The following is a 26,599-nucleotide window of genomic DNA, read 5'->3' as shown; positions in this document are numbered from 1 at the left end:
CCCACTCACGGCCACGAGCAGGGCAGGGCAGGGCAGGGGGCGGGGCGGGGCAGGGCAGGGCAGGGGGCGGGGAGCTAGCCCCAGAGGGGCGGGGCGGGGGCGAAGGCGAACGCCTCGTCGACGAGGTCGGGCGACACGTCCTCGTGACGGCGGGGCGTCCAGGACGGCGAGCGGTCCTTGTCGACGAGCTGCGCCCGGATCCCCTCGCGGAGATCTGGCTGCGTCGTGGCGAACCACAGCACGAGTCCGTACTCCTGGGCGAGCGCGGCGCGGAGGGACGGCAGCGCCCGCGCACGCCGCACCGCCTCGAGCGTCACCGCGACCGCCAGGGGCGCCGAGGCCTCCAGCAGGTCGGCCGTCTCGCGCGCCTCGGGCTCCGGCCGGTCGCGGAGGCGTCCCAGGATGCCGCGGACGTCGTCGGCCGCGAAGGCGTCGTCGATCCACGGACGCGCGGCCTGCAGCCGGGACGGCTCGGGCGTCTCGTCGAAGAGGAGCACGAGCTCCGTCGGGGTCGAAGGGTCGGCCCGGTTCTGCAGCGCCTCGGAGAGGGCCGGCAGATGCGCCGCGGGCACGAGGTGATCGGCGAATCCGGCGTACAGGGCGTCGGCGGCATCCATGGTCCCGCCCGTCAGGGCGAGGTACTCGCCGAGGCGACCGGGGGCACGGGAGAGCAGCCACGACCCGCCCACGTCGGGGGTGAAGCCGATGCGCGTCTCGGGCATGGCCAGACGCGAGCACTCGGTCACGAGACGGATGCGGGCGTGGCCGGCCAGGCCGATGCCGCCGCCCATCGTGATGCCGTCGGCGATCGCGACGACCGGCTTGGGGTAGGTCGCGATGCGGTGGTCGAGGGCGTACTCCTCGCGGAAGAACGCGTGGACCTCGTCGACGCGGCCCTCGACGACCATGTCGTACAGCGCGCGCACGTCGCCGCCGGCGCAGAAGCCGCGGTCGCCCGCACCGTCGAGCAGCACGGCGTCGATGTCGCCGTCGTGCTCCCAGCGGTCCAGGGCCAGGGAGAGCCGTCGGATCATGTCCAGGTCGAGCGCGTTGATCGCGCGCGGGCGGTGGAGGGTGAGGTGGCCGACACCGCGGCGAGTCCGCACCAGGACCGGGGCCTCGTCACCGTTCTGCTCGTTCACGCCCGCCACGCTACCTCCCCGTCACGTCCGCCCCCGCGACGACCTCCGCGCCGCGCGCCCGGTGATGCGTGCGTGACGGGGGCCGGCGCGGATCGGATGCCGCCGGTGCGGGCGTTCGTGGAAATGGCCTCCCATCGGCCAGGATGGACAGAACGCCCGTTTCCGACGAAAGGTCCCGCATGCCCGACGGCCAGGTTCTGCAGTTCGCGGAGCTGACCAAACGCTTCGGCGCGGTGTCCGCCGTCGACGGCCTCACCGCCCGGGTCGCCCCGGGTCAGGTCACCGGCTTCCTCGGCCCGAACGGCGCGGGCAAGACGACGTCGCTCCGGATGCTGCTGGGGCTGGTCCGTCCCACCTCCGGCACCGCCACGATCGGCGGCCGCGCGTACGCCGACCTGGAACACCCCCTTCAGACGGTCGGCGCGGCGCTGGAGGCGTCCAGCTTCCACCCCGGCCGTTCGGCCGCGAACCACCTCGCGATCCTCGCGCAGGCCGCGGGCCTCCCCTCGCGCCGTATCGACGAGGTGCTCGGGCTGGTCGGCCTCGCCGACGTCGCCGGCCGCCGCATTGGCGGGTTCTCGCTCGGCATGCGGCAGCGGCTCGGGCTCGCCGCCGCCCTGCTCGGCGATCCGGGCGTCCTCGTGCTCGACGAGCCGACGAACGGCCTGGACCCCGAAGGCATCCGGTGGATGCGCTCGCTGCTGCGCTCCCTCGCCGACGAGGGCCGCACCGTCCTCGTGTCGTCGCACCTCCTCGCCGAGGTGCAGCAGACGGTCGACGCGCTGCTCATCATCTCCGCCGGGCGCCTCGTCTTCCAGGGCGACATCGACGCCCTCGCCGACCCGGACGAGTACGCCACCATCGTCGACGCCCCGGACCGGGACGCCCTGCTGCACCTGCTCGACGAGCGCGGCATCGGCTATCAGGTCCTGCGCAACGGCGTCACCGTCCGGCACTCCGAGCCCGCCGAGCTCGGCGCCCTCGCCGCCGGCGCGGGCATCGCCCTGTCGTCCCTGCAGCGCAAGGGCGCGAGCCTCGAGGAGATCTTCCTCGACCTCGTCAGCGGCGCGCGCGTGCACCCGAGCGCCGCGGGCGCCGGTCCGGTCGCCGCTCCCGCGGAGGACGCAGCCGCTCCTGAGGCGACCGCGCCCGACGCCGCCCCGGCGCGCGCGGACTGGGCCGCCCCCGACGCGGCAACCGTCGAGACCGTTCCCACCCCCGCCCCCGAGGAGCAGCGATGAGCCTGGTCGCCGCCAGCCGGTCCGAGCTGACGAAGCAGTTCACCACCTCCCTGTGGTGGGTGCTCGCGCTCATCCTGGTGCTCTACGTCGGGTTCACGACGGCGCTCCTCGGGCTGACCTTCGCGGGGGTCTCCACCGGTCGCCTGCCCGGGTCGTCCGGCCCGCCCATCCCCATCGACGGGCTCGCCGCGCTGGTCTACAGCACGGCGACGTCCGTCGGCTATGTCTTCCCGCTGCTCATCGGCACGCTGATGGTGACGGCGGAGTTCCGGCACAAGACGCTCACGGCGACCTTCCTCGCCGTGCCGCGCCGGGGGCTGGTGCTCGGGGCGAAGTTCGCCGTCGGCATCCTGCTCGGCCTCCTCTACGGCGCGATCGGGATCGCCGCCGCCGTGGGCGCCGGGGCCGGGTCCCTGGCCGCGTTCGGCGTCGACACCGCCCTCGGCTCCGCCGACACCTGGGCCTTGGTCGCCCGGATGCTGCTGGCCTACGTGCTGTGGGTGCTCGTCGGCATCGGCGTCGGCACCGCGGTGCGCAACCAGGTCGCCGCCATCGTCATCGTGCTGGCCGTGACGCTGTTCGTCGAGCCGATCGCGCGCACGGCCGCAGGGTTCGTCGACGGCATCGACGAGGTGACCCGCTGGCTGCCGAGCGCCGCCAGCGACGCCCTCGTCGGTCAGACGATCTTCACCGCCATGTCGGCCACCGGCGGCGAGCAGCCCGTCTGGTGGGTGGGTGGTCTCGTCCTGCTGGGCTACGCCGTGGTGCTGCTGCTCGTGGGACAGCTCTCCACCTGGCGCCGCGACGTCAACTGACGGCAACCGAGGTCGCCCCCGGACGGAGTCGTGCCCGGACGGAGTCGCGCCCGGCCGGAGCCGTCCTTGGACGGAGCCGTCCTTGAACGGAGTCGTGCCCGGGCGGAGGAGCGCCCGGGCACGACGGTCTGATCCGTGTCAGCGGCAGCTCGCCGACGGGTAGTCCAGCGGTACCGTCTCGACGACCTTTTTGCCGTCGACGGTCGCGGTGGCCGTCAGCGTCACCGTGCCGGCGGGGATGGTGACCTGACGGGAGGAGAACGCCGCCGACGCCGTCTTGCCCGCCGCCAGGGACCCGAACGCCTTCGACCCGAACGGGCCCTGCGCCGTCACCGTCACCGGGAACGTCGCCGCGTTTCGCACCGTGACCACCTGGGTGACCTTGCCGGCCACGCAGCGCGCGGCGGCCGTCCCCGACACGTCCAGGCGCGGGGCCGCCACCACCTCGACCGTCGTCGTCACGCGGCGGTTGTCGGGGGCCACCTCCTCGTCCTGTTCCATGTCGAAGATCGGCAGACCGTCGGCGGCGAAGTGGACGCGGCGGACGAACATGTCGCGACCGCTCAGGCCGTTGTTGTCGGTGCGGGCGTGGAACACGTAGAGCAGGTTGTCGTCCTCGTCCTGGGACCACATGCCGTGACCGGTGCCGAGCTGCCACGCACCGTTGAACAGCCCGGACTTCTGGATCGGGTAGTTCAGCTTCGTCCACGCGGCCGGCGAGGTCAGGTCGACCTTCGCGCCGGCCTTCGCGGTCGCGAGACCGGTCGTGTAGGTGTCGCCCACCGTCGAGCCGGAGTAGATCATCTGGAGCGTCCCGTCCTTCGCGAGGACGTTGGGCCCCTCGGCGATGACGTTGTCCCACGCGTACTCCGGCGCGAGGATGCGCACCGGCTCCGACGTCAGACGCGTCGGGTTCGCGGGGTCCATGCGCGCGATGAAGAGCGCTCCAAGCTGCTGCCACACGTAGTACGACTGGCCCGAGTCCTGGAAGTAGGTCATGTCCAGCGAGATGGTCTGGACGGGGTTCAGGATGCCGCCCCCGGACCGCAGCACCTTCTGGGCCTTGGTCCAGTTGGCCGGGACCGCCGGATCGAGGTCGCGACCCTGCGCGTCCTTCTTCAGCTGGATGATGCTCGCCTGGCCCGTGAACATGTCCGGCCGCCCGTTCGAGCCGTTGTAGCAGGGCATGAACAGGATCGAGAGCTTGCCGCCGATGACGTGGTACTCGGGCGCCCAGAAGCATCCGGTCATGACCCCGCCGTCGGCGTCGGTGTCCCCGCGGCGCAGAAGGTCCACCTCGACGTTGCGGCCCGCGCGGACCGCCTCGTCGGACAGGTCGCCGATCGAGTCCGCGACGCGGATCGGCATGTGGGCGCCGCCCTGCGGGTCGATGTTGCCGCCGTAGATGTCCTCGGTGGCGATCATGAGGAACTTCTGCCGGCCGTTCCAGTCGTACCGGAACACCGAGGGGTCGGCGCGTTCGTCCGCGAACGGGGTCGCGTACTCCGTCTGCTTCACCGAGCCGGTGACCTCGTACACGCCGGGTGTGGTGGTGTCCACGGCCGAGAGGGACGCGGCATCCCACTGCACGGCGCGCGTCGCGGTCGACCCGTCAGAGTAGGACAGCTCCGCGCGGGCGGGGAGAGCCGCGGCATCCAGGGTCGTGTTCTGGGCGACCTTCACCGGGGCGAGGTCCGCGACACCGGTGTTCGCCACGCGGCCGAAGCGCACCTCGAGCGCGGCGAGGGTCTCCGCGTCGACCGGCACGGTGTTGCCCGAGTCGAAGTCCGGCACGCCCGCGCCGTCCGCTCCCGCGGTCGCCGACACGACGCCGCGTCGCACGTCACCGCGGGTCGCACCGTCCGCCAGATCGGCGAACGACGTGTACATCGCAGCGCCGGCGTCCGAGGTCCAGGAGACGACGTAGCGGTCGGATGCCGCGTCGTAGACGGCCGCCGGGTCGTTGACGCCGCTCGTGACGCCGACGTTCACCATCCCGACCTCGTCGTAGGTCCGCAGGTCCGCGCTGCGGGCGAACAGGACGCTCGACGTCTGCGTGCCGTCGGCTCCGCCTCCGCGGGCCGTGCGGGTCGCGACGATGCCGTACCCGCCGTCCTCGAGGGTGAACAGGTGCGGGTCCCGGAGGCTGCGGATGTCGCCCTCGCGCGGGCCGTTGGCCGGCACGGGTACCGCCGTCTTGGGGAAGAAGATGCCGTAGTTCTCGTTCAGCGGCTCCCACCCGTCGGCATCCGACACGGCGAGGTGCATGCTCAGGGCGACGTCGGCGTTGTTGGCCTCCTCGACGCGGGTCGGCACGCGGTTGTAGGCGAGCAGCTGCGCGGTCGCGTCGGCCGGCAGCACGGTGATCGCGAACGTCCGGTCGGCGGTCGCGCCGGTGGACGCGTCCGTGACCCGGACCGTGATCGCGCCGTCCGCGCCCGAGACGACGCCGTCGCGGACGACGATGCCGCCGTCGGTGCGGGTCACCGCGACGGTGGCTCCCGTGGGGGCGGCCGGCAGGGCGGTGCCCGCCTCGAGCACGGAGGGGATGACGAAGCGCTCGGCCAGCCGGGCCGCGCGCTGGGCCGCCGTCTCGGTCGAGGGGGTGACGGTCACCGTGATCGTCTGTGTCGCCGAGACGCCGCGGATGCTCGCGGTGGCCGTCAGGCGAGCCGATGCGGCGGGCTGCCCCGCCACGGGGGCGTTGACGGTGCCGTCGGCGGCGACGAGGCCGGGGTCGCTCGAGGTCCAGGTGACGCGACCGCCCGCGGTGGGCAGGTCGATGTCGGTCGAGGTGGTGCGGTCCGCGAGAGCGAGACCGTCGAGCACGGCGCGGGCGCCGGCCTGCAGCTCGGCGGCGTGCGTCTGCGCGTCCGCCTCCGCTCCGGCCGCGACCTCGCTGCCGGTGAGCGCGCGGTCGTAGACGCGGAAGGCCGAGACGGCGCCCTGGAACAGCGGGTCGGGCCAGGGGGCGCGACCGATGGTGTTGAGCGACTGGTCGACGACGTCGGCCGGGGTGCGGTCGATCGCCCCGTCGGCGACGCGGACGCCGTCGATATACAGCGAGGCGCGGCCGGTGGACCCGTCGACGATCGAGGCGACGTTGACCCACTGGTCCGCGGTCACGCCGCAGGAGCCGGAGGGGACCAGCCGCTCGACGCCGGCGGACTTCACGCCGACCAGCGGCGAGCGCCCGGAGGCGCAGTTGAGGGAGGCGAAGAAGTACTCGGTGGCGGCGGACTCGTTGCCGATGTTCCAGAGGAAGTGGAACCCGTTGAGCATCGCCGACGACGCCTTGACCTCGGCGACGACGCTCGCAGACCGCTCCCCCGCGAGGAGGCCGTCGGGGAGCTCGACCCAGTTGCCGGTGGAGGTCTTCGCTCCACCGCGCAGGGTCAGGCCGGTGCCCGTCCAGTCCGTGGACTGGACGTTGCGCACGGTCGCCGGCCCGAAGGACGACCCGGGCGCGGTGTTGGGGACGGTGGTCCCCGTGGTCTGGGTGAAGGCGTAGGCGGCGACCAGTCCGTCGTCCGGGACGGCGGCCGACGCCGCTCCCGGGGCTGCCACCAGCGTCGCCGCTCCGACCGCCCAGGCGGTCAGCAGCGCGAGGCGTCGTCGAGTTCGCATGAATCCGGCTCCCTTGCTCGGTTCGCACGCGGAACCCTCCGTGGCGACGGCGAGTGACCGGACCGGGGGATCCGCGTGGTCGAGATGTTAGCGGCAACATATCGAGGGTGTCCAGAGTCGGCCCGCACCGCCGCTGGGCGGGATCCCTTGTGCCCCGGCATTAGTGAGCGGTAACATCACGACGATCCCCGACCCCCTCCGGGTCGATCGTCCATGCGAAGGAGCTGGAACGATGACCGCACCCCCGACGCCCTCGACGCGCCGACGGTTCCGCACCCTGTTGACCACCGCCGTCGGCACCGCCCTGATCGCCGCGGGCCTGGTGCCCGTCGCTCCGGCGGTCGCGGCGGCATCCATCCCCTCGTCCGGCCTGCGCGCCGAGTACCTGTTCGACGAGACCGCCGGCGCCTCCGTCCCGAACAGCGCCCCCACCGCGCTGGGTGCGGCCACAGTCGTCAACGGGACGGACGCCCTGTGGACCGGCTCGTCGCTGGTGTTCACCGGCGGCGCGAAGTCCAGCCCGACCGCCAGCTGGGTCCGTCTGCCCGACAACGTCCTCTCCGGTGCCCGGTCGGCCACTATCACGATCGAGACCAAGCTCGACGCGTCGATGAAGAACAACTGGAACTTCCTCTGGAACATCGGCAGCGACTCGCCGACCCGGTCGTACTTCTCGTCGGTCCGCGACAACCCCCGCACCGTCATCACGACGAACGGCGGCGGCGGCGAGGTCAACGCGCGCTCCGGCTCGCCCCTCACGGCGGACCGGTGGTACAGCCTCACCTCGGTCATCGACGGGGTAGCGGGACGGATCACCTTCTACGTCGACGGTGCGCAGGTGGCATCCACCCCGACCTCCCTCTCGCCTGCCGACATCACCGATCAGACCCTCAACGCGATCGGACGCGCGCCCTACCCCGACCCGATGTACAAGGGCGAGGTGTCGACGTTCCGCGTGTACGACCGGGCGTTGAGCTCCGCCGAGGTCGCCGGGGTGTCCGACGCGGACGCCGCGATCCATGCGGACGCGCACCGCGCCGCCGCCCAGGCCGTCGTGGACGCCGTCGCTCCCGTCACCATCGACGAGAGCGTCACCACGCTGCCGACCTCCGGCGGCCGCGTCAGCTGGACCTCCACCGACCCGGCGATCACGGTCGCCGCCGACGGCCGGACGGTCACGACGCAGCTGCCCGCGGCGGGCAGCGACCCCCGCTCCGCCACGCTCACCGCCACCGCGACGGTGCGCGGAGTCGCGGCGACGCGGTCCGTGCCCGTGACGGTGCAGCCCACCCCGGCGGCCACCGACGCCTTCGGCTACGCGATGGTCCACTTCATCGAGGACGCCAACGGCTACGCCGAGAAGATCTACCTCGACGTCTCGCGCGGCGACGACCCCGAGGTGTGGGACCCGCTCAACGGCGGCCAGCCGATCCTCGCGTCGCAGCTCGGCACCACCGGCGTCCGCGACCCCTACCTGACCTTCAACCCCGAGACCAAGACGTACTACATCATCGCGACCGACCTGCGGGTGTTCGGCGGCGACCGCGGTCGCAGCGGGTGCACGGACTGGTGCTACTGGTCCTCGCAGGGCAGCACGAAGCTGAACGTCTGGGAGTCGAAGGACCTCGTCACGTGGAGCGACCTGCGGCAGTTCGACGTCGCGCAGTCGCCGGCGGGCACCGACGTCGCCGAGCTGGGCATGGCGTGGGCGCCGGAGGCGACCTGGGTGCCCGGCTACAACGCCGACGGCAGCGGCGCGTTCGTCCTCTACTGGTCGTCGACGGTCTACCCCGACGCCGCCCACACGGGACCCTCGTACTCCCGCGTGCTCTGGGGCGCGACCACCGACTTCACGCAGCAGAGCTACCGGTACGGCGGCGTCATGATCGACACCGGCGGGGATGCCATCGACACGACGGTCATCCAGAACGACGGGAAGACCTACCGGGTGACGAAGGACAACGCCTTCGGCCGCGGCATCTACATGGAGTCGACCACCGCCGCCGACTGGTGGAAGCCGGGCACCCGCTGGATCACCGTGCAGGAGCGGATCGGCGCCTCTTGGGCCGGCGGCAACGCCGGCGGTGTGGAGGGCCCCGCGGTCTTCCAGCGCCACGGCGAGGACGCGTGGTACCTCTACGTCGACGTCATCCCGTCCACCGGGTACCGCCCGATGCAGACGACCGACCTCGACGCCGGCTGGACGACCCTGATGTCGGACACCTTCTCGATGGCCCCGAGCACCAAGCACGGCGGGATCGTCCCGCTGACGTTCGGGCAGTACGACGGGATCCGCAAGGCGGATGCCGCGAGCGTCGTCGCGACGGACCTCGGCGACGCCGCCGTGGCCCAGGGCGCGGACGCGCAGGCCGTCACGGGCGCGCTGCCGCGCGAGGCGCAGGTCACGCTGGCCTACGGCCGCGGGACGGCCGCACAGCCGGTGACGTGGAACCTCTCCGGCGTCGACACCAGCCGGCCGGGCACCTACCCCGTGACCGGGACGGTCCGCACCATCGGCGCGAACCTGAACCAGTGGGCGGGCGCGAACGGGTCGACGGCCTACGACGCGGCGGACCGGCGCCTGTTCAGCTCCACCGCCCTGACCGTGACGGCGGACGTCGTCGTCACCGCCCCGGCGCTGAACGTCACGGCGACGGCGGAGACCCGCTGCGTGGCGGGCAAGGTGACCGTGCTGACGCGCGTCGTCAACGGCGGCACGACGGCCGTCGCCCTGAAGGTCGAGTCGGCCCACGGCACGAAGTCGGTCGCGTCGCTGGCCGCCGGGAAGACCACCAGCGTCTCCTTCACGACTCGCAGCGCCACGGTCGCGGCCGGCGAGGCGACGGTGACGGCCACGGGCAACGGAGCGACCGCCACGGTGAAGGCACCGTACGCGGCGGCGACCTGCCGCTGACGTCCCCGGAGGCGCCGGTCCCGTCGGGGATCGGCGCCTTCGTCGTGTCCGGGCGTCGGGGAGGGATGCCGCGGGCCCTCGAACGAACGCTGAGTTGGCGCGAATGCACGCCGCGGGACCACCCCGACGTACATCTGCGCCACGTCAGCGCCGGCGAGGGCGACAGGGCGGTCTGCGGGGCGGCGGGGGGTCCGGAGCAGTAGAGGGAGGGATGCCGCGGGCTCACACCCCTCACCGCAGCGCTGAGTTGGCGCGAATGCACGCCGCAGGACCACCCCGGCGTACATCTGCGCCACGTCAGCGCCGGCGCGGGCGACAGGGCGGTCTGCGGGGCAGCGGGGGGAACCCGGAGCAGTAGAGGGAGGGATGCCGCGGGGCCAGCCCCGATGGCATCCATCGCCCTTCTCCTCGCTGAGAAAGGCAGGGCATGGCGCCAGCCCCCGCCACCACGCTGACTGGGCGCACATGTACGCCGGAGGAGCATTCCGGCGTACATCTGCGACAAGTCAGCGCCAAGAGCTCCGGCGGCAGCACGGCAGCAGCGGCGGGGCCTACTCGAGGAGGAAGGCCCGGCCGTTGATGAGGAGGGTGTCGGGCTCGGCGCTGTCGATCTCGTAGATCGAGGCGCGGATCTCGTCCGCGGGCGTCGCAGCGGCGACCGCAGGGGCCACGGCCGATGTGACGAGGAGTCCGTGGGCGAGGGCGGTGAGGATCTGGCGGCGGGTCATGGGGTCTTCTCCGGGGGTGTCATACGCGGGACGCCGAGGCGGACGAAGAGGGGTGCCACCCTCTCCGCCCGTCTCGGCGTGAGCCCGTCAGCGGCAGCTGGCCGCCGCGAACGAGGCGGTGATGGTGCGGGAGCCGGAGGCGCCCTTGGCCGTCACCTCGACCGAGCCGGCGTCGACCGCCGAGGCCCGGACGGTGGTCGCGGTCGAGACCGTGGCACCCGGTGCGACGGCGCTGTGGGTCTTCGTTCCCCACGCCGAGCGCACCGTGATGTCCGCGGCCGCGTCGCTGTCGTTGGTCGCCCGCGTGGTCAGCACCACCTTGCCCGCGACGCAGCGCGTCGAGACGACGGCGCTGACGGCGGGTCCGGGGGGAGCCGTCGCGGTGACGGTCGCGATCGCCGGGGTCGCGGCCGAGTTCGCCAGCTGTCCGCGCACCTGGACGGTGTCGCCGGCCTTCCTCAGCGAGGAGAGGTCGGCCTTGTCCCACGTGACGGCGACCGTCTCGCGGTGCCCGTCCTTGAAGGTGGCCTGCACGGTGGCGGGGAGCGCCACCTCGGTGGCGCCGGCCTGCACGGTGGCGGAGACCGGGTCGACCGAGGTCACCAGCAGCGACGGGTTCCACTTCGCCGCGAGGGCGTCGCGCTCCTCGGCCGTGATGGCCAGGATCGAGCCGTGGCGGGGCGAGGCCGGCAGCGAGAAGCTGCTGGGGATCGTCCACTGGATGTCGCCCTCGAGCGAGTTCGTGCCGAGCGGGATGTACCCGCGGCCGCCGTAGTTGTCGACCCACAGGAAGTACTTGTAGCCCGCGCGGTCGCCCTCGTTGGCCTTGAAGATCTCCGGCCCCTCGACCTCGGGGGTCCCGGCCGTGCGGCCGATGCAGGTGTCGATGAGCGACCAGGCGCCCGACGCGGTCGTGGCGCGCAGGTCGGTCGACTTCTGTCCGATGATGTCCGGCGATGCGCAGCCAGTGCGCTCGGTCGCCTTCGTGAACCGGTACCAGGTGTCGCCCTCCTTAAGGACGGTCGAGTCGATCAGACCGTTGCCCTGGACCAGTCCCGGGACGTCCGCCGCCTTGAACCACGGCTCGGGCGTGGTGAAGTCGCGGAAGTCACGGGTCGTCGAGAGCAGGATCTGCGGGCCGTTGCCGTCCGGCATGGTGCGGGCGTCGTCGGCGAACACCGTCGAGGTCCAGTAGACGGTGTAGGCCTCGATGCTCTCGTCGTAGATCGCCTCGGGCGCCCAGGTCATGCCGGTGTTGGGCAGGTTGACCTCGACGTGCCGCTGCTCGCCCCAGTTGACGAGGTCGGTCGACTCCCAGATCTCGAGGAAGTGGCTGCCGCGATCGGTCGAGCCGCCCCAGCCGCTCCGGCCGACGGAGAGGTCCGTGGCCAGCAGGAAGAACCGGTCGCCCTCCTTCGAGCGGAGGATGAACGGGTCGCGCAGGCCCATCGTGCCCTTGGTGGAGGTCAGCACGGGCTGGGCGTCGTTGAGGGTCTTCCAGCGCAGCGAGTCGTTGCCGTCGGAGGTGGCGAAGCGGATCTTCTCGCCCTCGATGTTGTCGCCGGTGAAGTACGCGAACATGTACGCGTCGAGGTCGCCGGCGGCCACGGGGGCCGCAGCCGGGACCGTGCGCGTGAGGGTGCGGGTGACGGATGCCGCTCCCGGCACGGTCACCGTCGCGGTCAGCGTGATCTGCGTGTCGGTCGCCGGACGCGTCACCGCACCCTTGGCGACGACGTTCGGCGCCGTCCCCTCGTCGACGGTCGACAGGACGGCCTCGTTCGACGAGGACCACGAGATCGCGGCCTTCGCCGCACCCGGGCGGGTCGCGGTGGCGTCGACGTCCGCGCCGGTCGTCGGCAGGGTGACGCTGCCGCGGATCGGACCGGCCAGCGCGGGCTCGGCGGCGACGGCGTCGGCCACCGCGCGAGCGAGCTCGGCCTCGGCGCTGTCCCCGGCGGCGTAGGCCGGGACGGTGACGGTGATGCCCGCTCCGGCGACGGCGGCGCCGCCGTGGGTGGCCGTGGGCGTCAGGACGACGGTCGCGTCGGCGGACCCGGCGACCGGGCGGGTCACGGCACCGGTGGTGCTGACGACGGCGGGGTTGCTGGAGGTCCATGTGAGGGTCGAGCCGCCCGCGCCGGTGGTCGGCAGGGCGAGGTCGGAGGTCACGCGGGAGGTGTCGCCGAGCGAGACGGCGGCGTCGCCGCGGGCGATCCCCGCGTGCACGTCGCTCTCGGTCTGCTGGAGCTGCGCGGCCGACAGGGCGGACGTCCACACCTTCACGTCGTCGATGGCCCCGGCCCAGTAGGCGTCCGGACCGTAGAACGACTTGCCGAGATAGCCGGAGAAGGTCGAGCTGCCGATGGCGGCCGAGGCGGTGTAGCTCGTGGCCGCCTGGCCGACGAGGGTGCCGTCGAGGTAGGTGGCGACGGACGTGCCGCCCGTGACGACGACGGCCATGTGCACCCAGCGCGACGCGGCGACCGGGGCCGTTCCCGAGGCGCGCACCTCGGCGCCGTTCTTGATCGCGCCGTACCCGGCATTGCCGCACTGCGTGGTGGCGAGGATGTGCGCGTTCACGCTCGAGCCGAGGGTGAACGGCCACGTGCACTGCGGGGCTCCGCTCCAACGGATCCACGCGGACATCGTCACGTCAGCGGTTCCCGCCGGGATGAGACCGGGAGCGATCCGCACGTGCGGTGCGGCGGCCGTGCTCGCCCCGCCCGGAAGCGACAGCGCCTTGTCGGCCGCAGCGCCCGAGGGTCCGGCGACGCTGGAGGCGCCCGCGTTCACGACGGTGCCGGGGTGATTCCCGGGGGCGGCGTCGGCGATGACGGCGCCGTCGGCCGGGCTGGCCGCGAGCTGGTCGAACGTGTACTCCAGCACGGGCGCGGGCACGGAGACGGCCGCGGTCGCGGCGGACACCGGGGCCAGCAGCGCGCCGAGGCACGCGGCGGCGACCGACACGGCGAGCGTCCGGCGCGGCAGGCGTCCGGGGGTCGCTCGCGAGGACGTGGGTAGGGGCGACATCGACGATCCCTTCCGAAGGACGGTCGACGGCGACGCGGCCTTCTCGGGTTCGGCATCGAACCCGGTTGTGAGGTGTGCGGGTCCGAGCAGGTTAGCGCAGATTGTTCTCGGTAACAATGCGCGTCGCGTCCTTGTCGCCGGCCTCTCAGGAACCGCCCCGTCAGCGCTCAGTCGACGATGTCGGCGACGTCCTCGGGCTCGGCGGCGACATCCAGACGCAGCGCCTTCAGCAGGGCGATGCCGTGCTTCGTCGTCAGGATCAGACGCTCGAACTCGTCGTGCCCCTGCAGGTCGACGACGACGCTCGGCTTGCGCCCGCGGATGATGACGAAGTCGTTCCCCCCGGCGGACTTCCACGTGCCCATCGCCCCGACCACGGGCACGTTGACACCCGGGTTCGGGACGCCGCGCAGCCACGTCCAGGCGTCGTCGGTGAGCTGGACGCGCTCGATGGTGTCGCGCGGCACGACGATATTCCGTTTGCGGAATGACATCGCACGCTCGGTCGGCGAGAGCACCACCTCGAGCTGCGTCGAGTCCAGCAGCAGGGTCACCATGGCATCCAGTCTGCCAGCGCCCCCGGGCCGTTCCCGGTCGTCCACCTCACGAGAGCGCAACGATCGCGCCCCGACCCGGATGCGCAAGCGGAGGGATAGCCTGGAGCGATGAGCACGGGCAGCGCTGCGCCGCAGGTCGCACCGGCCCGAGGCGCCTCGATCGACGATCTCCTCGCTCGCGTGACGGACGGGCACCGCCCCACCGTCGACGAGGCCGAGATGCTGCTGCACGCGCCGCTCGACCGGCTGCTCCCCGCGGCGGCGGCCCTGCGGGACGTCGGCCTCGGGCGCGCCGGACGTCCGGGCGTCGTCACGTACTCGCGCAAGGTCTTCGTCCCGCTGACGACCCTGTGCCGCGACCGCTGTCACTACTGCATCTTCGTCGACACCCCCGGGCAGCTGAGCCTGCTGCGCAAGCCGACCTACATGAGTCCCGAGCAGGTGCTCACGGTCGTCCGGCAGGGCCAGTCCCTCGGGTGCAAGGAGGCGCTGCTCACCCTCGGCGACCGCCCCGAGGACCGCTGGCCGGAGGCCCGGGCCTGGCTCGACGCGCACGGCTTCGCCTCGACCGTCGAGTACGTGGCCCACATCGCGCGCCTGATCACCGCCGAGACGGGCATGCTCGTGCACGCCAACCCCGGCGTCATGCTCCCCGACGAGCTCGCGATGCTGCGTCCCGTCGCGCCCTCGATGGGCATGATGCTCGAGACGACCTCGCGCCGACTGTTCGAGGAGCCCGGGCAGGTCCACTACGGCTCTCCCGACAAGGACCCCGCGCTGCGTCTGAAGGTCATCGACGACGCCGGGGCCGCCGGCATCCCGTTCACGACCGGCATCCTCGTCGGCATCGGCGAGACCGTCCGCGACCGCGCCGAGTCGCTGGTCGCCCTGCGCGAGAGCGACGACCGGCACGGGCACGTGCAGGAGGTCATCGTCCAGAACTTCCGGGCCAAGCCCCGCACCGCGATGCAGGGGGCTCCGGATGCCGACACGGCCGAGTACCTCGCGACGGTGGCGGTCGCACGCCTGGTGCTCGGGCCCGACATGCGCATCCAGGTCCCGCCGAACCTCTCCGACCCGCGCGAGCTCGGACTGCTCCTCGACGCCGGCATCGACGACTGGGGCGGGGTGTCGCCGCTCACCGCCGACCACGTCAACCCGGAACGCCCCTGGCCGCACATCGACGACCTCGCCGCCGCGACCGCCGACCACGGCTTCGAGCTCCGGGAGCGTCTGACGGCGCACCCCGAGTACCTCGCGGACCCGGACCGGTGGATCGACCCGGCCCTGCACGGCCCCGTCCGGGAGCTGAGGGATGCCACCGGCCTCGCCGCCGACGTCCTCCCTCTCGGCGCGGGTCGGCGCGCGACGGGAGGAGAAGACGCGGAGGGAGGATCTCCCGCCACGGGAACATCCTCCGTTCGCGACATCTCCTCCGCCCCCGGCGCTCACGGCGCCGGCCCGGGCGGCCACGGCGCCGGAGACCCCGGTGTCGGGCGCCTCGCCGAGCGAGCGGCGGCCGACCCGCTCGCGCTCGACGACGCCGACTGGGTCCGGCTGCTCCGCGCGACCGGCGACGACCTCGACGCCCTCACCGCCGCCGCCGACGACGCGCGCCGGTACACCGTCGGCGAGCCGATCACCCTCGTGCAGAACCGCAACCTGACGTCCACGGGCTTCCGTCCGGGCGGGCGGACGGCGGAGGGCGAGTTCGACCTCGACGACGCGGCGGCCATCGCGGCCGACGCCGCCGGACTCGGCGCGACGGAGATCTGCGTTCAGGGCCGTCTGCCCGACGACGTCGACCCGACCGCCTACCTCGACATCGTCCGGGCCGTGAAGCTCGGGGCGGGTGGCATCCATGTCCACGCGTACCGCCCGCAGGACGTGGTGGATCTCGCCGAACGCGGGGGGCTCGGACTCGACGGCGCCCTCGCCGCGATGCGCGACGCCGGCGTCGACACCGTTCCCGGCACGGGGGTGAAGGTGCTGAGCGAGCGCGTGCGCGAGCGGATCGCACCCGGCGACCTCGACATCGACCGATGGGTGGAGACGATCACGGCGGCGCATCGCGCCGGGTTCCGCTCGACGTCGGTCCTGTTCTACGGGCACGTCGAGACCGCGGCCGAGCGCATCGCCCACCTCCGGCGTCTGCGCGAGATCCAGGGGCGGACCCGCGGCTTCGCCGAGTTCGTGCCGATCCCGCTGCCCGGCGGCGACGTGCCCCTGGTCGAGGGCCGGGCGGCCCGGGACGAGCACCGCGCCATGGTGGCCGTGTCGCGGCTGCTGCTGTCCGGCAGCATCCCGCACGTGCAGATCCCCTGGACCCGGGTGGGTCGCGAGACCGCGGCCGTGCTGCTGCGGTCGGGCGGCGACGACCTGGGCGGCACCCTCTACGACGGGCGCGTCCTCCCCGACACCGGCATCGAGCACGGGAACGAGCTGCCCGTCCCCGACGCCGAGCGTCTCGCGCGCAGCCTGATGCGACCCTTCCGCCTGCGGACGACCGACTACCGCGTGTCGGCGGACGTCCGCACGATCGGGTCGGCGGGGTCCCCCGCGTGAGCGTCGTCGACGTCGCCATCGTCGGAGCCGGGTTCGCCGGGCTCGGCATGGCGGGTGCCCTGCGGCGCGCCGGGCGCGACGACATCGTCGTCCTGGAGCGCGCCGACGACGTCGGCGGCACCTGGCGCGACAACACCTACCCCGGCGTCGCGTGCGACGTCCCGGCCCACCTCTACAGCTTCGCCGCCCACCCGCACGCCGGATGGTCGCGCACCTTCGCCGGCGGAGACGAGATCCAGGCGTACCTGCGGGACGTCGCAGCGCGCGAGGGCCTCGGCGAGCGCCTCCGGCTGCGCACTCCGTTGCTGGGGGCGGAATGGGATGCCGCCGCCGCGGTCTGGCGCCTCGACACCGGCGCCGAGCCGGTCGTGGCTCGGTCGCTGGTCCTCGCGTGCGGCCGGCTGTCGGAGCCGTTCGTCCCCGCGATCGACGGTCTCGAGTCCTTCCCGGGACCGCTCTTCCACTCGGCGCGATGGGACCACGACGTCGACCTCTCCGGCCGGCGGGTGGCCGTCGTCGGGACCGGCGCGAGCGCCGTCCAGCTCGTCCCCGAGCTGGCGCGTCGCGCCGCGCACGTCACGCTGTTCCAGCGCACGCCCGCCTGGATCGTCCCCCGCGGCGGGCACGACATCGCTCCCGCCGAGCGCGAGCGCCTCGCCTCGCAGCCGGGGGCGCTGGCGCGCCTGCGCGCGGACCTGTACGCCGAGGGCGAGGCGCGGTTCGCCTCCCGGTCGGGGGACGCCGTGGCATCCGGAGCCGCCCGTTCCGCCGCGCTCGCGCACCTGCACGCCCAGGTCGCCGACCCGGCGCTCCGCGACGCCCTCACCCCCGATTACGCCTTCGGCTGCAAGCGGGTGCTCCTCTCCGACGCGTTCTACCCGGCCGTCGCCTCGGACGCCGTCACCTTGGAGTCCTCCGCGCTGGCCGCCGTCGACGGCTCGACCCTCACCGCCGGCAGCGGGCGACGCCACGAGGCGGACGTGCTCGTCCTGGCGACGGGGTTCGCGTCGACGCAGCAGCCCTACGCCGACCTCGTCCGCGGCGAGCGCGGCACGCTGGCGGATCACTGGAGCGAGGGCATGACCTCGTTCGGGTCCACGGTGGTGTCGGGCTTCCCGAACCTGTTCGTGCTGAACGGGCCCAACGCCAGCCTCGGCCACAACTCGGCGGTGCTCATGATCGAGGAGCAGGCGGCCTACGTCGTCCGCGCCCTGGCCGAGCGCGACCGCCGCGACGACGCGACGCTGCGGGTCCGCCCCGCGGCGGAGGCGGCCTACACGGACGAGATCGCCGCGGCCGCCGCGTCGACGCCGTGGATGACCGGCGGCTGCCGGAACTGGTACGTCGACGACCGGTCCGGGCGGCTGACGCTGCTGTGGCCGGGGACTGTGCAGGCGTTCCACGAGAGACTGACCGGCACAGACGGGTCGGAGTTCGAGCCCGCGCACACCCCCGTGCGCGGGTGCGGGATAGGAGGAGAGCGATGAGCGTCCCACTGCGTTTCGGATACAAGGCCTCGAGCGAGCAGTTCGGCCCGAACGAGCTGCTCGGGTTCGGTGTGCTCGCGGAGGAGATGGGGTTCGACTCGGTCTTCCTCTCGGACCACCTGCAGCCCTGGATGCACGACGGCGGGCACGCGCCCAACGCCCTGCCCTGGCTGGGGGCCCTCGGCGCCCGCACCGAGCGGGTCATCATCGGCACGTCGGTGCTGACCCCGACGTTCCGCTACCACCCGGGCGTCATCGCGCAGGTGTTCGCGACCCTCGGCGTCATGTACCCGGGTCGCGTCGTGCTGGGTGTCGGCACCGGCGAGGCGCTCAACGAGGTCACGCTCGGCCTCGACTGGCCCGAGCCGCCGGAGCGCTTCCAGCGCCTCAAGGAGGCCATCACCCTCATCGACAAGCTGTGGGAGGGCGAGCGGGTCACGTTCGACGGCACCTACTACTCGGTGAAGGACGCCACCATCTACGACCGCCCGGAGCAGAAGGTGCCCATCTACATCGGCGCCTCCGGTCCGGCGGCCACGCGCCTGGCCGGCCGCATCGCCGAGGGCTACATCACCACGAGCGGCAAGGACCCCGAGCTCTACACCGAGAAGCTCCTGCCCGCGCTCGACGACGGGCTGTCGAAGGCCGGTCGCACGCGCGACGACGTCGACACCCTCATGGAGGTGAAGGTGTCGTACCACCCCGACCACGACACCGCCCTCGAGAAGACGCGCTTCTGGGCGCCGCTCGCCCTCACCGCCGAAGAGAAGATGAGCGTCCACGACCCCATCGAGATGCAGCGCCTGGCCGCCGAGCTGCCGATCGAGCGGGCGGCATCCCGGTTCATCGTGTCGACCGATCCGGACGAGCACGTCGAGCGCATCGCCCGGTACGTCGACCTGGGGTTCCGGCACCTCGTCTTCCACGACCCGGGCCACGACCAGGAGGAGTTCCTCCGCACGTACGGCGAGGAGATCCTGCCCCGCCTGCGTGCGCGCTTCTCCTGACCGGCGGGCGGCGGGCGGGATCCGGGATGCCACTGGCACGATCCCGGGTTCGCCCGCTACCCCCCACCGGGAATGTCGTCGGATGAGCGGACAATGGACGCGATGACCACTCTCGACTCCCCCGGCTGGACGATCATCGTGCCGGTCAAGCCCGCCGCCGTGGGCAAGTCACGGCTGATCGACGTCCCCGTCGACCGCGAGTCGCTGGCGCGCGCCATCGCGCTCGACACGGTCGCCGCTGCGGCCGCCGCAACGGAGGTCGGCCGGGTCCTCGTCGTCACCGACGACGCGGGCGTGCGGGCCGAGGCCGCCCGGCTCCCCGGGGTCGAGGTCGTCGCCGAGGGCGACAGCCGCGGTCTCGACGCCGCGATCGCCCGGGGTGCCGACGCCGCCGGTCAGGGGGCGCCGCGCGCGGCACTGCTCGGCGACCTGCCCGCGCTGCGGCCGGGCGATCTGGACGCCGCGCTCCGGCTCGCGGCGGGCGTGGAGCGCGGACTGGTCCCGGATGCCGAGGCCACCGGATCCACCCTGGTCACCGCCCGCGCGGGGGCGGTGTGGGTGTCCGCGTTCGGCGTCGACTCCGCCGCCCGGCACCGCCTCCTCGGCTGCACCGACCTCGCCGTCAAGCGCGACTCGTCGCTGCGCCGCGACGTCGACACCGCGGGGCAGCTGGCCGCGGCCGTCGAGCTCGGCGTCGGACCGCGCACGTCGGCGGTCCTCGCCGCGGCCGCCGCCTGACCCGCGCCGCCGCCGGGGCCCGCGCCCCGCTGTCGCGCGCCGCCGCGTGACGCCCGCGGCCCCCGCCCCGCCGCCGCGCGCTGCCGCGCCGCTGTCTCGTCCTGCCGTGAGGTGGCGCAAATGCACGCCGAACCCCCGCCGCAGCGTACATCTGCGACAAGTCAGCGCCCGGGGAACCGCCCGGCCGCCGCGCGCTGCCGCACCGCCGTGACGTGGCGCAAATGCACGCCGAAGCGCCGCCGCAGCGTACATCTGCGACAAGTCAGCGCCCGGGGAACCGCCCCGCCGCCCCATGCCCGAATGCCGTGACATGGCGCATATGCACGCGAAGCCACCGCCGCGGCGTACATCTGCGACAAGTCAGCGCCAGGGCGTCGGTCAGGCGCGGAGCGCTGCCGCGGCGATGGCCGCAGAGGCATCCACGTCGGTCATCCACAGGGGCGCGACGACCGCACGGATCCCCGCCGCCGTGACCTCGGGCGCCGCGTCGGCGTCCTCCTCGGCGAGCAGCCACGCGTCGAGGATCCCGCCGTCGGAGCGCGCGCCGTAATGCCGGGCGACGGCCGCGGCGCTGGTCTCGACACCGATGGCGGTCAGGCAGACGTCGGCCATCCCGCGCACCACACGGCCGCCGATGATCGGCGAGACGCCGACGACGGTCGCCTCCGTGCGCTGCAGGGCCTCCCGGATGCCGCGGACTCCGAGGATCGGACCGATCGACACGACCGGGTTGGACGGCGCGACGAGGACGACGTCGGCCCCGGCGATCGCGTCGACGACGCCCGGCGCGGGAACGGCCTCCGCGATACCCGGATTCTCGAACGCGCGGGGGACGAGCGCGGCGCGGTGACGCGTCCACCACTCCTGAAAGTGCAGGCGCCCGCCGTCCTCGAGCAGGACGTGGGTGTCGACCTCGCTGTCCGTCATCGGCAGCAGACGCGCGCCGAGCGGCCAGCGCTCCGCCATCCGGGCGAGCACCTGCGTGGGCGTCGCACCGTCGCGGAGCCACCCGGTGCGCGCGAGATGCGTGCCGAGATCGAGGTCGCCGAGGGTGAACCACGGCCAGCCGCCGCCCCAGGCCTGGAGCTCCTCGTTGACGCGCTCGGTGTCGCCGGCGCGACCCCAGCCGCGGACGGTGTCGTTCACGCCCGCGAGCGCGTAGGTGATCGAGTCCACGTCGGGCTGCAGACGGACCCCCGCGAGCCACAGGTCGTCGCCCGTGTTGACCACGACCGTCGCCTCCGGCGCACCCACCTTCCGCAGCGCGGCGCGCACGCCGAGGGTGAACTTGGAGCCTCCGACCCCTCCGGCGAGGACGACGACACGGGTCTGGGCGAGCGGCATCCCTCCATCCTCCCACCCTGCGAGCCGGCGAATGGATGCCGCCCCCTCCGGATCCGCCCCCTCCCCTCCCCCGTCGCGACCCGCCCATCTCCTGAGCCCCGCACCGCGCGACCCGCCGAACTCCTGAGCCCCGCACCGCGCGACCCGCCGAACTCCTGAACTCTGCTCGCCGCGCCTCCCGAGCGGGACGAAGCACCAGGACAACGGCCGGGCACAGCCGACGGCCAGCCGCTCGACGCACGCGGAACTCAGGAGTTCGGCGACCCACCGCCGCGCGTGCGCACGCGGAACTCAGGAGTTCGGCGACCCACCGCCGCACATGCGCACGCGGAACTCAGGAGTTCGGCGACCCACCGCCGCACACACGCACCCGCGACTCGGGAGCGCGGCGGGACCGGTGCGACGGCGGCCGGGCTCAGGCGGGGGCGACCGCCGCGGCGGCGGCCCGGGCCGCACCGGGCAGAGCCTCGAGCACGCGCGCGAGCGCGACGTCGTCGTGCGCCGCGGTGAGGAACCACGCCTCGAAGACGCTCGGCGGGAGCGAGACGCCGGCGTCCAGCATCGCGTGGAAGAACGACGCGTAGCGCCAGGACTCCTGGGTGAGCGCCGTCGCGTAGTCGCGCGGCACCTCGGGCAGGAAGGCGACGCCGAACAACGATCCGGCGTGCGGGACCGCGTGGACGACGCCCTCCGCGCTCAACGCCGCGCCGAGCGCGTGCGACACCTGCGCGGCCGCAGCGTCGACGGCCGCGTACACCTCCGGCGTCGCCAGCCGGAGCGTGGCGAGACCCGCCGCGACCGAGAGCGGGTTCCCGGACAGGGTGCCCGCCTGGTACACCGGGCCGAGCGGCGCGAGCTGGTCCATCACGTCGGCACGGCCGCCGAGGGCGGCCAGCGGCATCCCTCCGCCGACGACCTTGCCGAACGTCAGGATGTCGGGCAGGTACGTCTCGCCGTGGCTGGCCTGCAGGCCCCAGAAGCCGGCGGGGTGGACGCGGAAGCCGGTGAGCACCTCGTCCATGATGAGCAGCGCGCCGTGGCTGTGCGCGATGTCCGCCAGGGCGGCGTTGAATCCGGGCAGCGGCGGCACGACGCCCATGTTCGCGGCGGCCGCCTCGACGATGACCGCGGCGATGTTCTCACCGTGGACGGCGAACGCCTCGCGCACCGCGTCCAGGTCGTTGTACGGCAGCACGAGGGTCTGTGCGGCGATCGGTGCGGGGACGCCCGCCGATCCGGGCAGCGCCAACGTCGCGACACCCGAGCCGGCGGCCGCGAGCAGCCCGTCGGAGTGGCCGTGGTAGTGCCCGGCGAACTTGATGAGCAGGTCGCGACCGGTCGCGCCGCGGGCCAGGCGGATGGCCGTCATCGTCGCCTCGGTGCCGGTGGAGACCAGACGGACCTTCTCGACGGGCTTCAGATCGCCGACCTGCACGCGGTGCGCGATCAGATCGGCGAGCTCGACCTCGGCGCCGGTCGGCGCCCCGAAGGACAGACCACGGGATGCCGCCGACTGCACGGCCCCGACCACCTCGGGGTGCGCGTGTCCGAGCAGGGCCGGTCCCCACGACGCGACGAGGTCGACGTACTCGCGTCCGGCGGCGTCGGTGATGCGCGGACCCGCCGCCGACTGCACGAAGCGCGGGGTGCCGCCCACCGAGCCGTATGCCCGCACGGGCGAGTTCACACCGCCGGGGATGACGTCCTTGGCACGGGCGAACCACTGGTCGTTGAGGTCGGTCATGGCATCCATTCTTCCGGGCAGGACGACGCGCGGGGTCGGACGCTGAACGCCCCCTCGCTCGGACGGGTCAGAGCTCTTCGCGGAGCCAGCGGGCGGCCTCGAGGGCCCAATAGGTGAGGATCGCGTCGGCGCCGGCGCGGCGGATGCCGAGCAGGCTCTCGAGGATCGCGCCGCGGCGGTCGATCCACCCGTGGGCGGCGGCGGCCTCCACCATCGCGTACTCCCCCGACACCTGATAGGCCCAGACCGGGACGTCGACGGACGCCTTCACCTCGGCGAGGACGTCGAGGTAGGGCAGTGCCGGCTTGACCATGACGACGTCGGCGCCCTCCTCGACGTCGAGCAGCGCCTCGCGCACCCCCTCGCGTCCGTTGCCGGGGTCGAGCTGGTACGACCGGCGGTCGCCCTTCAGCTGGGAATCGACGGCCTCGCGGAACGGACCGTAGAACGCTCCGGCGTACTTCGCGGAATAGGCCAGGATCAGGGTGTCGGTGAAGCCCTCGGCATCCAGGGCGTCCCGGACGGCGGCGACCTGGCCGTCCATCATCCCGGACAGGCCCAGCATCGCCGAGCCGGCCCGCGACTGCGCCAGGCCCATCGCGGTGTAGCGCTCGAGGGTCGCGTCGTTGTCGACCGCCCCGTCGGGCTGCAGCACGCCGCAGTGCCCGTGGTCGGTGAACTCGTCGAGGCAGAGATCGGTCTGCACCACGACGGCGTCGCCCACCTCGGCGACGACGGCCGCGGTGGCGAGGTTCAGGATGCCGTTCGGGTCGTCGGCCCCGGAGCCGACGGCGTCCCGGTGCTCGGGCACGCCGAACAGCATGACCCCGCCGATGCGGGCCTCGGCGGCCTCCGCGACGACGCGGCGCAGGGAGTCCACGCTGTGCTGCACCACGCCGGGCATGGAGCCGATGGGGCTCGGCTCCGAGATGCCCTCTCGGACGAACAGCGGGAGCACCAGCTGCGACGGCACGAGGTGGGTCTCGCGGGCGACGCGGCGGATGGCGGGAGTGCGCCGGAGACGGCGCGGGCGGTGCTGGGGGAAGCTCATCTGTCGTTCTCGTCGGTGGGGAGGGGGAAGCGGGCCACGGCCTCGATCAGCGACTCGACCGTCTGCCGCTCGGCGACCACGTCGACGGTCAGCCCGGCGCGCTTGGCGTCCTTGGCCGTCCGCGGACCGATCGCCGCCACCACGGTGGTGGAGGGGATCTCGGCGAACTGCGCCACGACCTGTTCGGCCACCGAGCCGCTCGTCACGAGGATCGCGTTGATCCGTCCCGACCCGACGTCGCCGGCGATCTTCTCCGTCACGGGCACGCCGACGGTGCGGTAGGCGACGACGCTGCGCACGTGGTGGCCCGCCTCGATGAGCAGCCGTGTCAGCACGGGCTTGGCGATCTCGCTGCGCAGGGTGAGCACGTTCTTCGGCTCGGTCTCGAGCGCGATCATCTGCTCGGCCATGCCCTGCGCCGAGTTGTCGCGCTCGGGGACGAGGTCCACGCGGTAGCCGACCGCCTGCATCGCGGCGGCGGTCGTCTCGCCCACGGCGGCGACCTTCGTCGTCGCCGGGATGACCGCGCGGTAGGCGTAGAGGACGTCGACGGTGGTCGCGCTCGTGAGCGTCAGCCAGTCGAAGGCGCCGTCGGCGAGGTCCGCGAGGGCCTGGTCGAGCGTGGCCTGGTCGTTCGTGGGGGCGAAGTTGATGAGCGGCGCGATCACCGGGACGGCGCCGCGCTGGCGCAGGCTGGCCGCGACGCCGTCGCCCCAGGGGCCGCCGCGCGGCACGAGGACGCGCCGGCCGGCGAGCGGCTTGGGCACGCTCCCCGTGGAGGTGGTCGGCGTCTGCCGATGGCCTTCGTTCATGTGGTCGACTCTCGTGGTACCAGGTCGGCCGCCCCACGTTCGAGCAACCGACGTGCGGCTTCTTGGCCCGCACGCGTCGCACGCGCGATGGGTCCCCCGTCGTCGGCAGCATCTGCATCGTTGCCACTGCCCGGTCCCCGAGCATACCCCGGGTCCAGCGGCACGGTCCGATCGATGCCGATCCGACGCGAACCGTCCAAGGCGTACACGACGGCCCGCAGGCGCAGGTCGCCGTCGACGAGGGCCGCGTGCGTCCCGACGGGCGCGTGGCAACCGGCGTCCAGCTCCGACAGGACCGTCCGCTCCGCCGTGATGGCGATGCGCGTGCGGTCGTCGTCGAGCTGCGACAGGGCGTGGAGGATGTCGGGGGCGATGTCCGCGCGCGTCTCGACCGCCAAGGAGCCCTGTCCGGGCGCGGTCGGCCACTCGCCGAGGCCGAGGTACTCCGCCTCGAGCCCGCCGAGGTCCCCGCCCAGGCGCGAGATCCCGGCGGCGGCCAGGATGACGGCATCCAGTTCCCCGTCCCGCACGCGGGCGAGTCGGGAGTCGACGTTGCCGCGGATGTCGCGCACCTCGAGCCGGGGGTTGTGCCGCAGCACCTGCGCGATGCGCCGGGGCGAACCGGTGCCGACCGTGGAGCCGGCCGGGAGCGACGACAGCGGGGTGCCGTCGCGGGTGACCACCACGTCGCGCGCGTCCTCCCGGGACGGGGTCGCCGCGATGACGAGGCCGTCGGGCTGCGCGGTCGGGAGGTCCTTCAAGGAGTGCACGAGGAAGTCGCAGCGGTCCGCGGCGAGCGCCTCGCGCAGGCCGTTGGCGAACACGCCCCGGCCGCCGAGCTGCGACAGGGACGCGCGGTTGACGTCGCCCTCCGACACGATCGGCACGAGGTCGACCTGGCGACCGGACGCCTCGGCCACGGCGTCCGCCACCATCTGCGACTGCGCCATCGCCAGCGCGCTGCGCCGGGTGCCGAGACGCAGGGGCGCGGTCACTGGAGGATCTCGGGGATCTCGTCGAGCGTGACCAGGCGGCCCGTGTAGAAGGGCACTTCCTCGCGCACGTGACGGCGGGCCTCGGTGTACCGCAGGTCGCGCATCATGTCGACGAGGTCGGTGAGCACGTCGGCCTCCATCGGGAGGAGCCACTCGTAGTCGCCGAGGGCGAACGACGCGACGGTGTTGGCGATGACGCCCTTGTAAACGGAGCCCTTCTTGCCGTGCTCGATGAGCATCTCGCGGCGCTCGGCCTCCGGCAGGAGGTACCACTCGTAGCTGCGCACGAAGGGGTACAGGCACAGCCACTGCTGGGCCTCGATGCCGCGGAGGAAGCCCGGGACGTGCGAGCGGTTGAACTCGGCGTCGCGGTGGACGCCCATGGCGTTCCACGTGGGGAGGAGGTTCTTGAGGAGGTCGGTGCGGCGCAGGCGGCGGAGGTCGCGCTGCAGCGCCTGGGGGTCCTCGCCGTGCATCCACACCATGAGGTCCGCGTCGGCGCGCAGCCCGCTGACGTCATAGAACCCGCGGACGGTCACGCCGTCGGCCTCGACGAGCGCCGTGATGTCGGCGAGCTCGGTGGCGTCGGTGGCGGTGACGGGGTTCTCGGGGTCGCGGCGGAACACCGCCCACAGCGTGTAGACGGAAGAGGAGTCGTGGGACATGTCCCTAGTCTCGTCCGGCGCGCGCGCCGGTCCAAACCGGTTGACTCATCGGCGAACCACCCCTCGGGATCCGGATGCCGCTGAACGCGGTTGCCGCCCCGAAACGCGGTGCGCGGGCGTTCGCCCGGGGCGTC

The 26,599-nt window shown here is 73.3% G+C and carries 18 protein-coding genes; 7 read left to right on the top strand and 11 right to left on the bottom strand.

Going from position 1 to position 26,599, the window contains the following annotated elements:
- Window positions 1–74 precede the first annotated feature (74 nt).
- Window positions 75–1,142 (bottom strand): enoyl-CoA hydratase/isomerase family protein, encoded by a 1,068-nt coding sequence (locus MRBLMI1_RS06535; RefSeq protein WP_367728548.1) that lies wholly within the window; start codon window positions 1,140–1,142, stop codon window positions 75–77.
- Between the two features lie 179 nt (window positions 1,143–1,321).
- Here MRBLMI1_RS06535 and MRBLMI1_RS06530 point away from each other — a divergent pair, with 179 nt between their 5' ends.
- On the top strand, window positions 1,322–2,383 hold the full coding sequence (locus MRBLMI1_RS06530; protein WP_367728546.1) for an ABC transporter ATP-binding protein: 1,062 nt from the start codon (window positions 1,322–1,324) through the stop codon (window positions 2,381–2,383).
- Window positions 2,380–3,198, top strand: a complete 819-nt coding sequence (locus MRBLMI1_RS06525; protein ID WP_367728544.1) for an ABC transporter permease — start codon at window positions 2,380–2,382, stop codon at window positions 3,196–3,198. The genes MRBLMI1_RS06530 and MRBLMI1_RS06525 overlap by 4 nt, the downstream gene beginning before the upstream one ends.
- A gap of 138 nt (window positions 3,199–3,336) precedes the next feature.
- Here the strand turns inward: MRBLMI1_RS06525 and MRBLMI1_RS06520 are convergent, their stop codons facing one another.
- On the bottom strand, window positions 3,337–6,825 hold the full coding sequence (locus tag MRBLMI1_RS06520; protein ID WP_367728542.1) for a family 43 glycosylhydrolase: 3,489 nt from the start codon (window positions 6,823–6,825) through the stop codon (window positions 3,337–3,339).
- A 232-nt stretch (window positions 6,826–7,057) separates the two neighbouring features.
- Here MRBLMI1_RS06520 and MRBLMI1_RS06515 point away from each other — a divergent pair, with 232 nt between their 5' ends.
- The gene (locus MRBLMI1_RS06515) at window positions 7,058–9,739 is read left to right on the top strand and encodes a LamG-like jellyroll fold domain-containing protein (RefSeq protein ID WP_367728540.1); all 2,682 of its coding nucleotides are present in this window, start codon (window positions 7,058–7,060) and stop codon (window positions 9,737–9,739) included.
- Window positions 9,740–10,290: 551 nt separating this feature from the next.
- Here MRBLMI1_RS06515 and MRBLMI1_RS06510 read toward each other — a convergent pair.
- The 3 genes from MRBLMI1_RS06510 to MRBLMI1_RS06500 form a co-directional block, all read right to left on the bottom strand.
- Window positions 10,291–10,467 (bottom strand): hypothetical protein, encoded by a 177-nt coding sequence (locus MRBLMI1_RS06510; protein WP_367728538.1) that lies wholly within the window; start codon window positions 10,465–10,467, stop codon window positions 10,291–10,293.
- An 87-nt stretch (window positions 10,468–10,554) separates the two neighbouring features.
- Complete coding sequence (locus tag MRBLMI1_RS06505) at window positions 10,555–13,500, bottom strand: immunoglobulin-like domain-containing protein (protein WP_367728536.1); 2,946 nt, start codon at window positions 13,498–13,500, stop codon at window positions 10,555–10,557.
- Window positions 13,501–13,667: 167 nt separating this feature from the next.
- On the bottom strand, window positions 13,668–14,057 hold the full coding sequence (locus MRBLMI1_RS06500) for a hypothetical protein (RefSeq protein ID WP_367728534.1): 390 nt from the start codon (window positions 14,055–14,057) through the stop codon (window positions 13,668–13,670).
- 108 nt (window positions 14,058–14,165) lie between these two features.
- Here MRBLMI1_RS06500 and cofG point away from each other — a divergent pair, with 108 nt between their 5' ends.
- The 4 genes from cofG (at window position 14,166) to cofC (ending at window position 19,854) form a co-directional block, all read left to right on the top strand.
- Window positions 14,166–16,622, top strand: a complete 2,457-nt coding sequence (gene cofG / locus MRBLMI1_RS06495; protein ID WP_367728533.1) for a 7,8-didemethyl-8-hydroxy-5-deazariboflavin synthase CofG — start codon at window positions 14,166–14,168, stop codon at window positions 16,620–16,622.
- Window positions 16,619–18,109 (top strand): flavin-containing monooxygenase, encoded by a 1,491-nt coding sequence (locus MRBLMI1_RS06490; protein WP_367728531.1) that lies wholly within the window; start codon window positions 16,619–16,621, stop codon window positions 18,107–18,109. Before cofG ends, MRBLMI1_RS06490 begins: the two co-directional genes overlap by 4 nt.
- The gene (fgd, locus tag MRBLMI1_RS06485; RefSeq protein WP_367728528.1) at window positions 18,106–19,116 is read left to right on the top strand and encodes a glucose-6-phosphate dehydrogenase (coenzyme-F420); all 1,011 of its coding nucleotides are present in this window, start codon (window positions 18,106–18,108) and stop codon (window positions 19,114–19,116) included. Before MRBLMI1_RS06490 ends, fgd begins: the two co-directional genes overlap by 4 nt.
- Window positions 19,117–19,218: 102 nt before the next feature.
- On the top strand, window positions 19,219–19,854 hold the full coding sequence (cofC, locus tag MRBLMI1_RS06480) for a 2-phospho-L-lactate guanylyltransferase (RefSeq protein ID WP_367728526.1): 636 nt from the start codon (window positions 19,219–19,221) through the stop codon (window positions 19,852–19,854).
- A gap of 378 nt (window positions 19,855–20,232) precedes the next feature.
- Here the strand turns inward: cofC and cofD are convergent, their stop codons facing one another.
- From cofD to hemQ, 6 genes are all read right to left on the bottom strand, one after another.
- The gene (cofD, locus tag MRBLMI1_RS06475; protein WP_367728524.1) at window positions 20,233–21,198 is read right to left on the bottom strand and encodes a 2-phospho-L-lactate transferase; all 966 of its coding nucleotides are present in this window, start codon (window positions 21,196–21,198) and stop codon (window positions 20,233–20,235) included.
- 415 nt (window positions 21,199–21,613) lie between these two features.
- The gene (gene hemL, locus MRBLMI1_RS06470) at window positions 21,614–22,942 is read right to left on the bottom strand and encodes a glutamate-1-semialdehyde 2,1-aminomutase (RefSeq protein ID WP_367728522.1); all 1,329 of its coding nucleotides are present in this window, start codon (window positions 22,940–22,942) and stop codon (window positions 21,614–21,616) included.
- A 67-nt stretch (window positions 22,943–23,009) separates the two neighbouring features.
- Window positions 23,010–23,993: a porphobilinogen synthase gene (gene hemB, locus MRBLMI1_RS06465; protein WP_367728519.1), complete on the bottom strand. Its 984-nt coding sequence runs from the start codon at window positions 23,991–23,993 to the stop codon at window positions 23,010–23,012.
- Window positions 23,990–24,805 carry a uroporphyrinogen-III synthase gene (locus tag MRBLMI1_RS06460; RefSeq protein ID WP_367728517.1) on the bottom strand — a complete coding sequence of 272 codons (816 nt, stop codon included), beginning with the start codon at window positions 24,803–24,805 and terminating at the stop codon, window positions 23,990–23,992. The genes hemB and MRBLMI1_RS06460 overlap by 4 nt, the downstream gene beginning before the upstream one ends.
- Window positions 24,802–25,800, bottom strand: coding sequence for a hydroxymethylbilane synthase (hemC, locus tag MRBLMI1_RS06455; RefSeq protein WP_367728509.1), 999 nt, complete (start codon window positions 25,798–25,800; stop codon window positions 24,802–24,804). Before hemC ends, MRBLMI1_RS06460 begins: the two co-directional genes overlap by 4 nt.
- Window positions 25,797–26,465: a hydrogen peroxide-dependent heme synthase gene (gene hemQ / locus MRBLMI1_RS06450; RefSeq protein WP_367728507.1), complete on the bottom strand. Its 669-nt coding sequence runs from the start codon at window positions 26,463–26,465 to the stop codon at window positions 25,797–25,799. The genes hemC and hemQ overlap by 4 nt, the downstream gene beginning before the upstream one ends.
- Window positions 26,466–26,599: the final 134 nt, after the last annotated feature.

It is taken from the genome of Microbacterium sp. LMI1-1-1.1, from assembly GCF_040815675.1.
In the GTDB taxonomy this organism is placed as follows: Bacteria; Actinomycetota; Actinomycetes; order Actinomycetales; family Microbacteriaceae; genus Microbacterium.
The sequence above is the reverse complement of the archived record's forward strand: the minus strand, read 5'-3'. Positions and strand labels throughout refer to the sequence as shown.

What these genes read in the sequence shown, in the direction of transcription:
- MRBLMI1_RS06530 (WP_367728546.1), top strand. Translation starts at nt 1,322, where the DNA reads ATGCCCGACGGCCAGGTTCTGCAGTTCGCGGAGCTGACCAAACGCTTC.
- MRBLMI1_RS06525 (WP_367728544.1), top strand. Translation starts at nt 2,380, where the DNA reads ATGAGCCTGGTCGCCGCCAGCCGGTCCGAGCTGACGAAGCAGTTCACC.
- MRBLMI1_RS06520 (WP_367728542.1), bottom strand. Translation starts at nt 6,825, where the DNA reads ATGCGAACTCGACGACGCCTCGCGCTGCTGACCGCCTGGGCGGTCGGA.
- MRBLMI1_RS06515 (WP_367728540.1), top strand. Translation starts at nt 7,058, where the DNA reads ATGACCGCACCCCCGACGCCCTCGACGCGCCGACGGTTCCGCACCCTG.
- MRBLMI1_RS06510 (WP_367728538.1), bottom strand. Translation starts at nt 10,467, where the DNA reads ATGACCCGCCGCCAGATCCTCACCGCCCTCGCCCACGGACTCCTCGTC.
- MRBLMI1_RS06505 (WP_367728536.1), bottom strand. Translation starts at nt 13,500, where the DNA reads ATGTCGCCCCTACCCACGTCCTCGCGAGCGACCCCCGGACGCCTGCCG.
- MRBLMI1_RS06500 (WP_367728534.1), bottom strand. Translation starts at nt 14,057, where the DNA reads ATGGTGACCCTGCTGCTGGACTCGACGCAGCTCGAGGTGGTGCTCTCG.
- cofG (WP_367728533.1), top strand. Translation starts at nt 14,166, where the DNA reads ATGAGCACGGGCAGCGCTGCGCCGCAGGTCGCACCGGCCCGAGGCGCC.
- fgd (WP_367728528.1), top strand. Translation starts at nt 18,106, where the DNA reads ATGAGCGTCCCACTGCGTTTCGGATACAAGGCCTCGAGCGAGCAGTTC.
- cofC (WP_367728526.1), top strand. Translation starts at nt 19,219, where the DNA reads ATGACCACTCTCGACTCCCCCGGCTGGACGATCATCGTGCCGGTCAAG.
- cofD (WP_367728524.1), bottom strand. Translation starts at nt 21,198, where the DNA reads ATGCCGCTCGCCCAGACCCGTGTCGTCGTCCTCGCCGGAGGGGTCGGA.
- hemL (WP_367728522.1), bottom strand. Translation starts at nt 22,942, where the DNA reads ATGACCGACCTCAACGACCAGTGGTTCGCCCGTGCCAAGGACGTCATC.
- hemB (WP_367728519.1), bottom strand. Translation starts at nt 23,993, where the DNA reads ATGAGCTTCCCCCAGCACCGCCCGCGCCGTCTCCGGCGCACTCCCGCC.
- MRBLMI1_RS06460 (WP_367728517.1), bottom strand. Translation starts at nt 24,805, where the DNA reads ATGAACGAAGGCCATCGGCAGACGCCGACCACCTCCACGGGGAGCGTG.
- hemQ (WP_367728507.1), bottom strand. Translation starts at nt 26,465, where the DNA reads ATGTCCCACGACTCCTCTTCCGTCTACACGCTGTGGGCGGTGTTCCGC.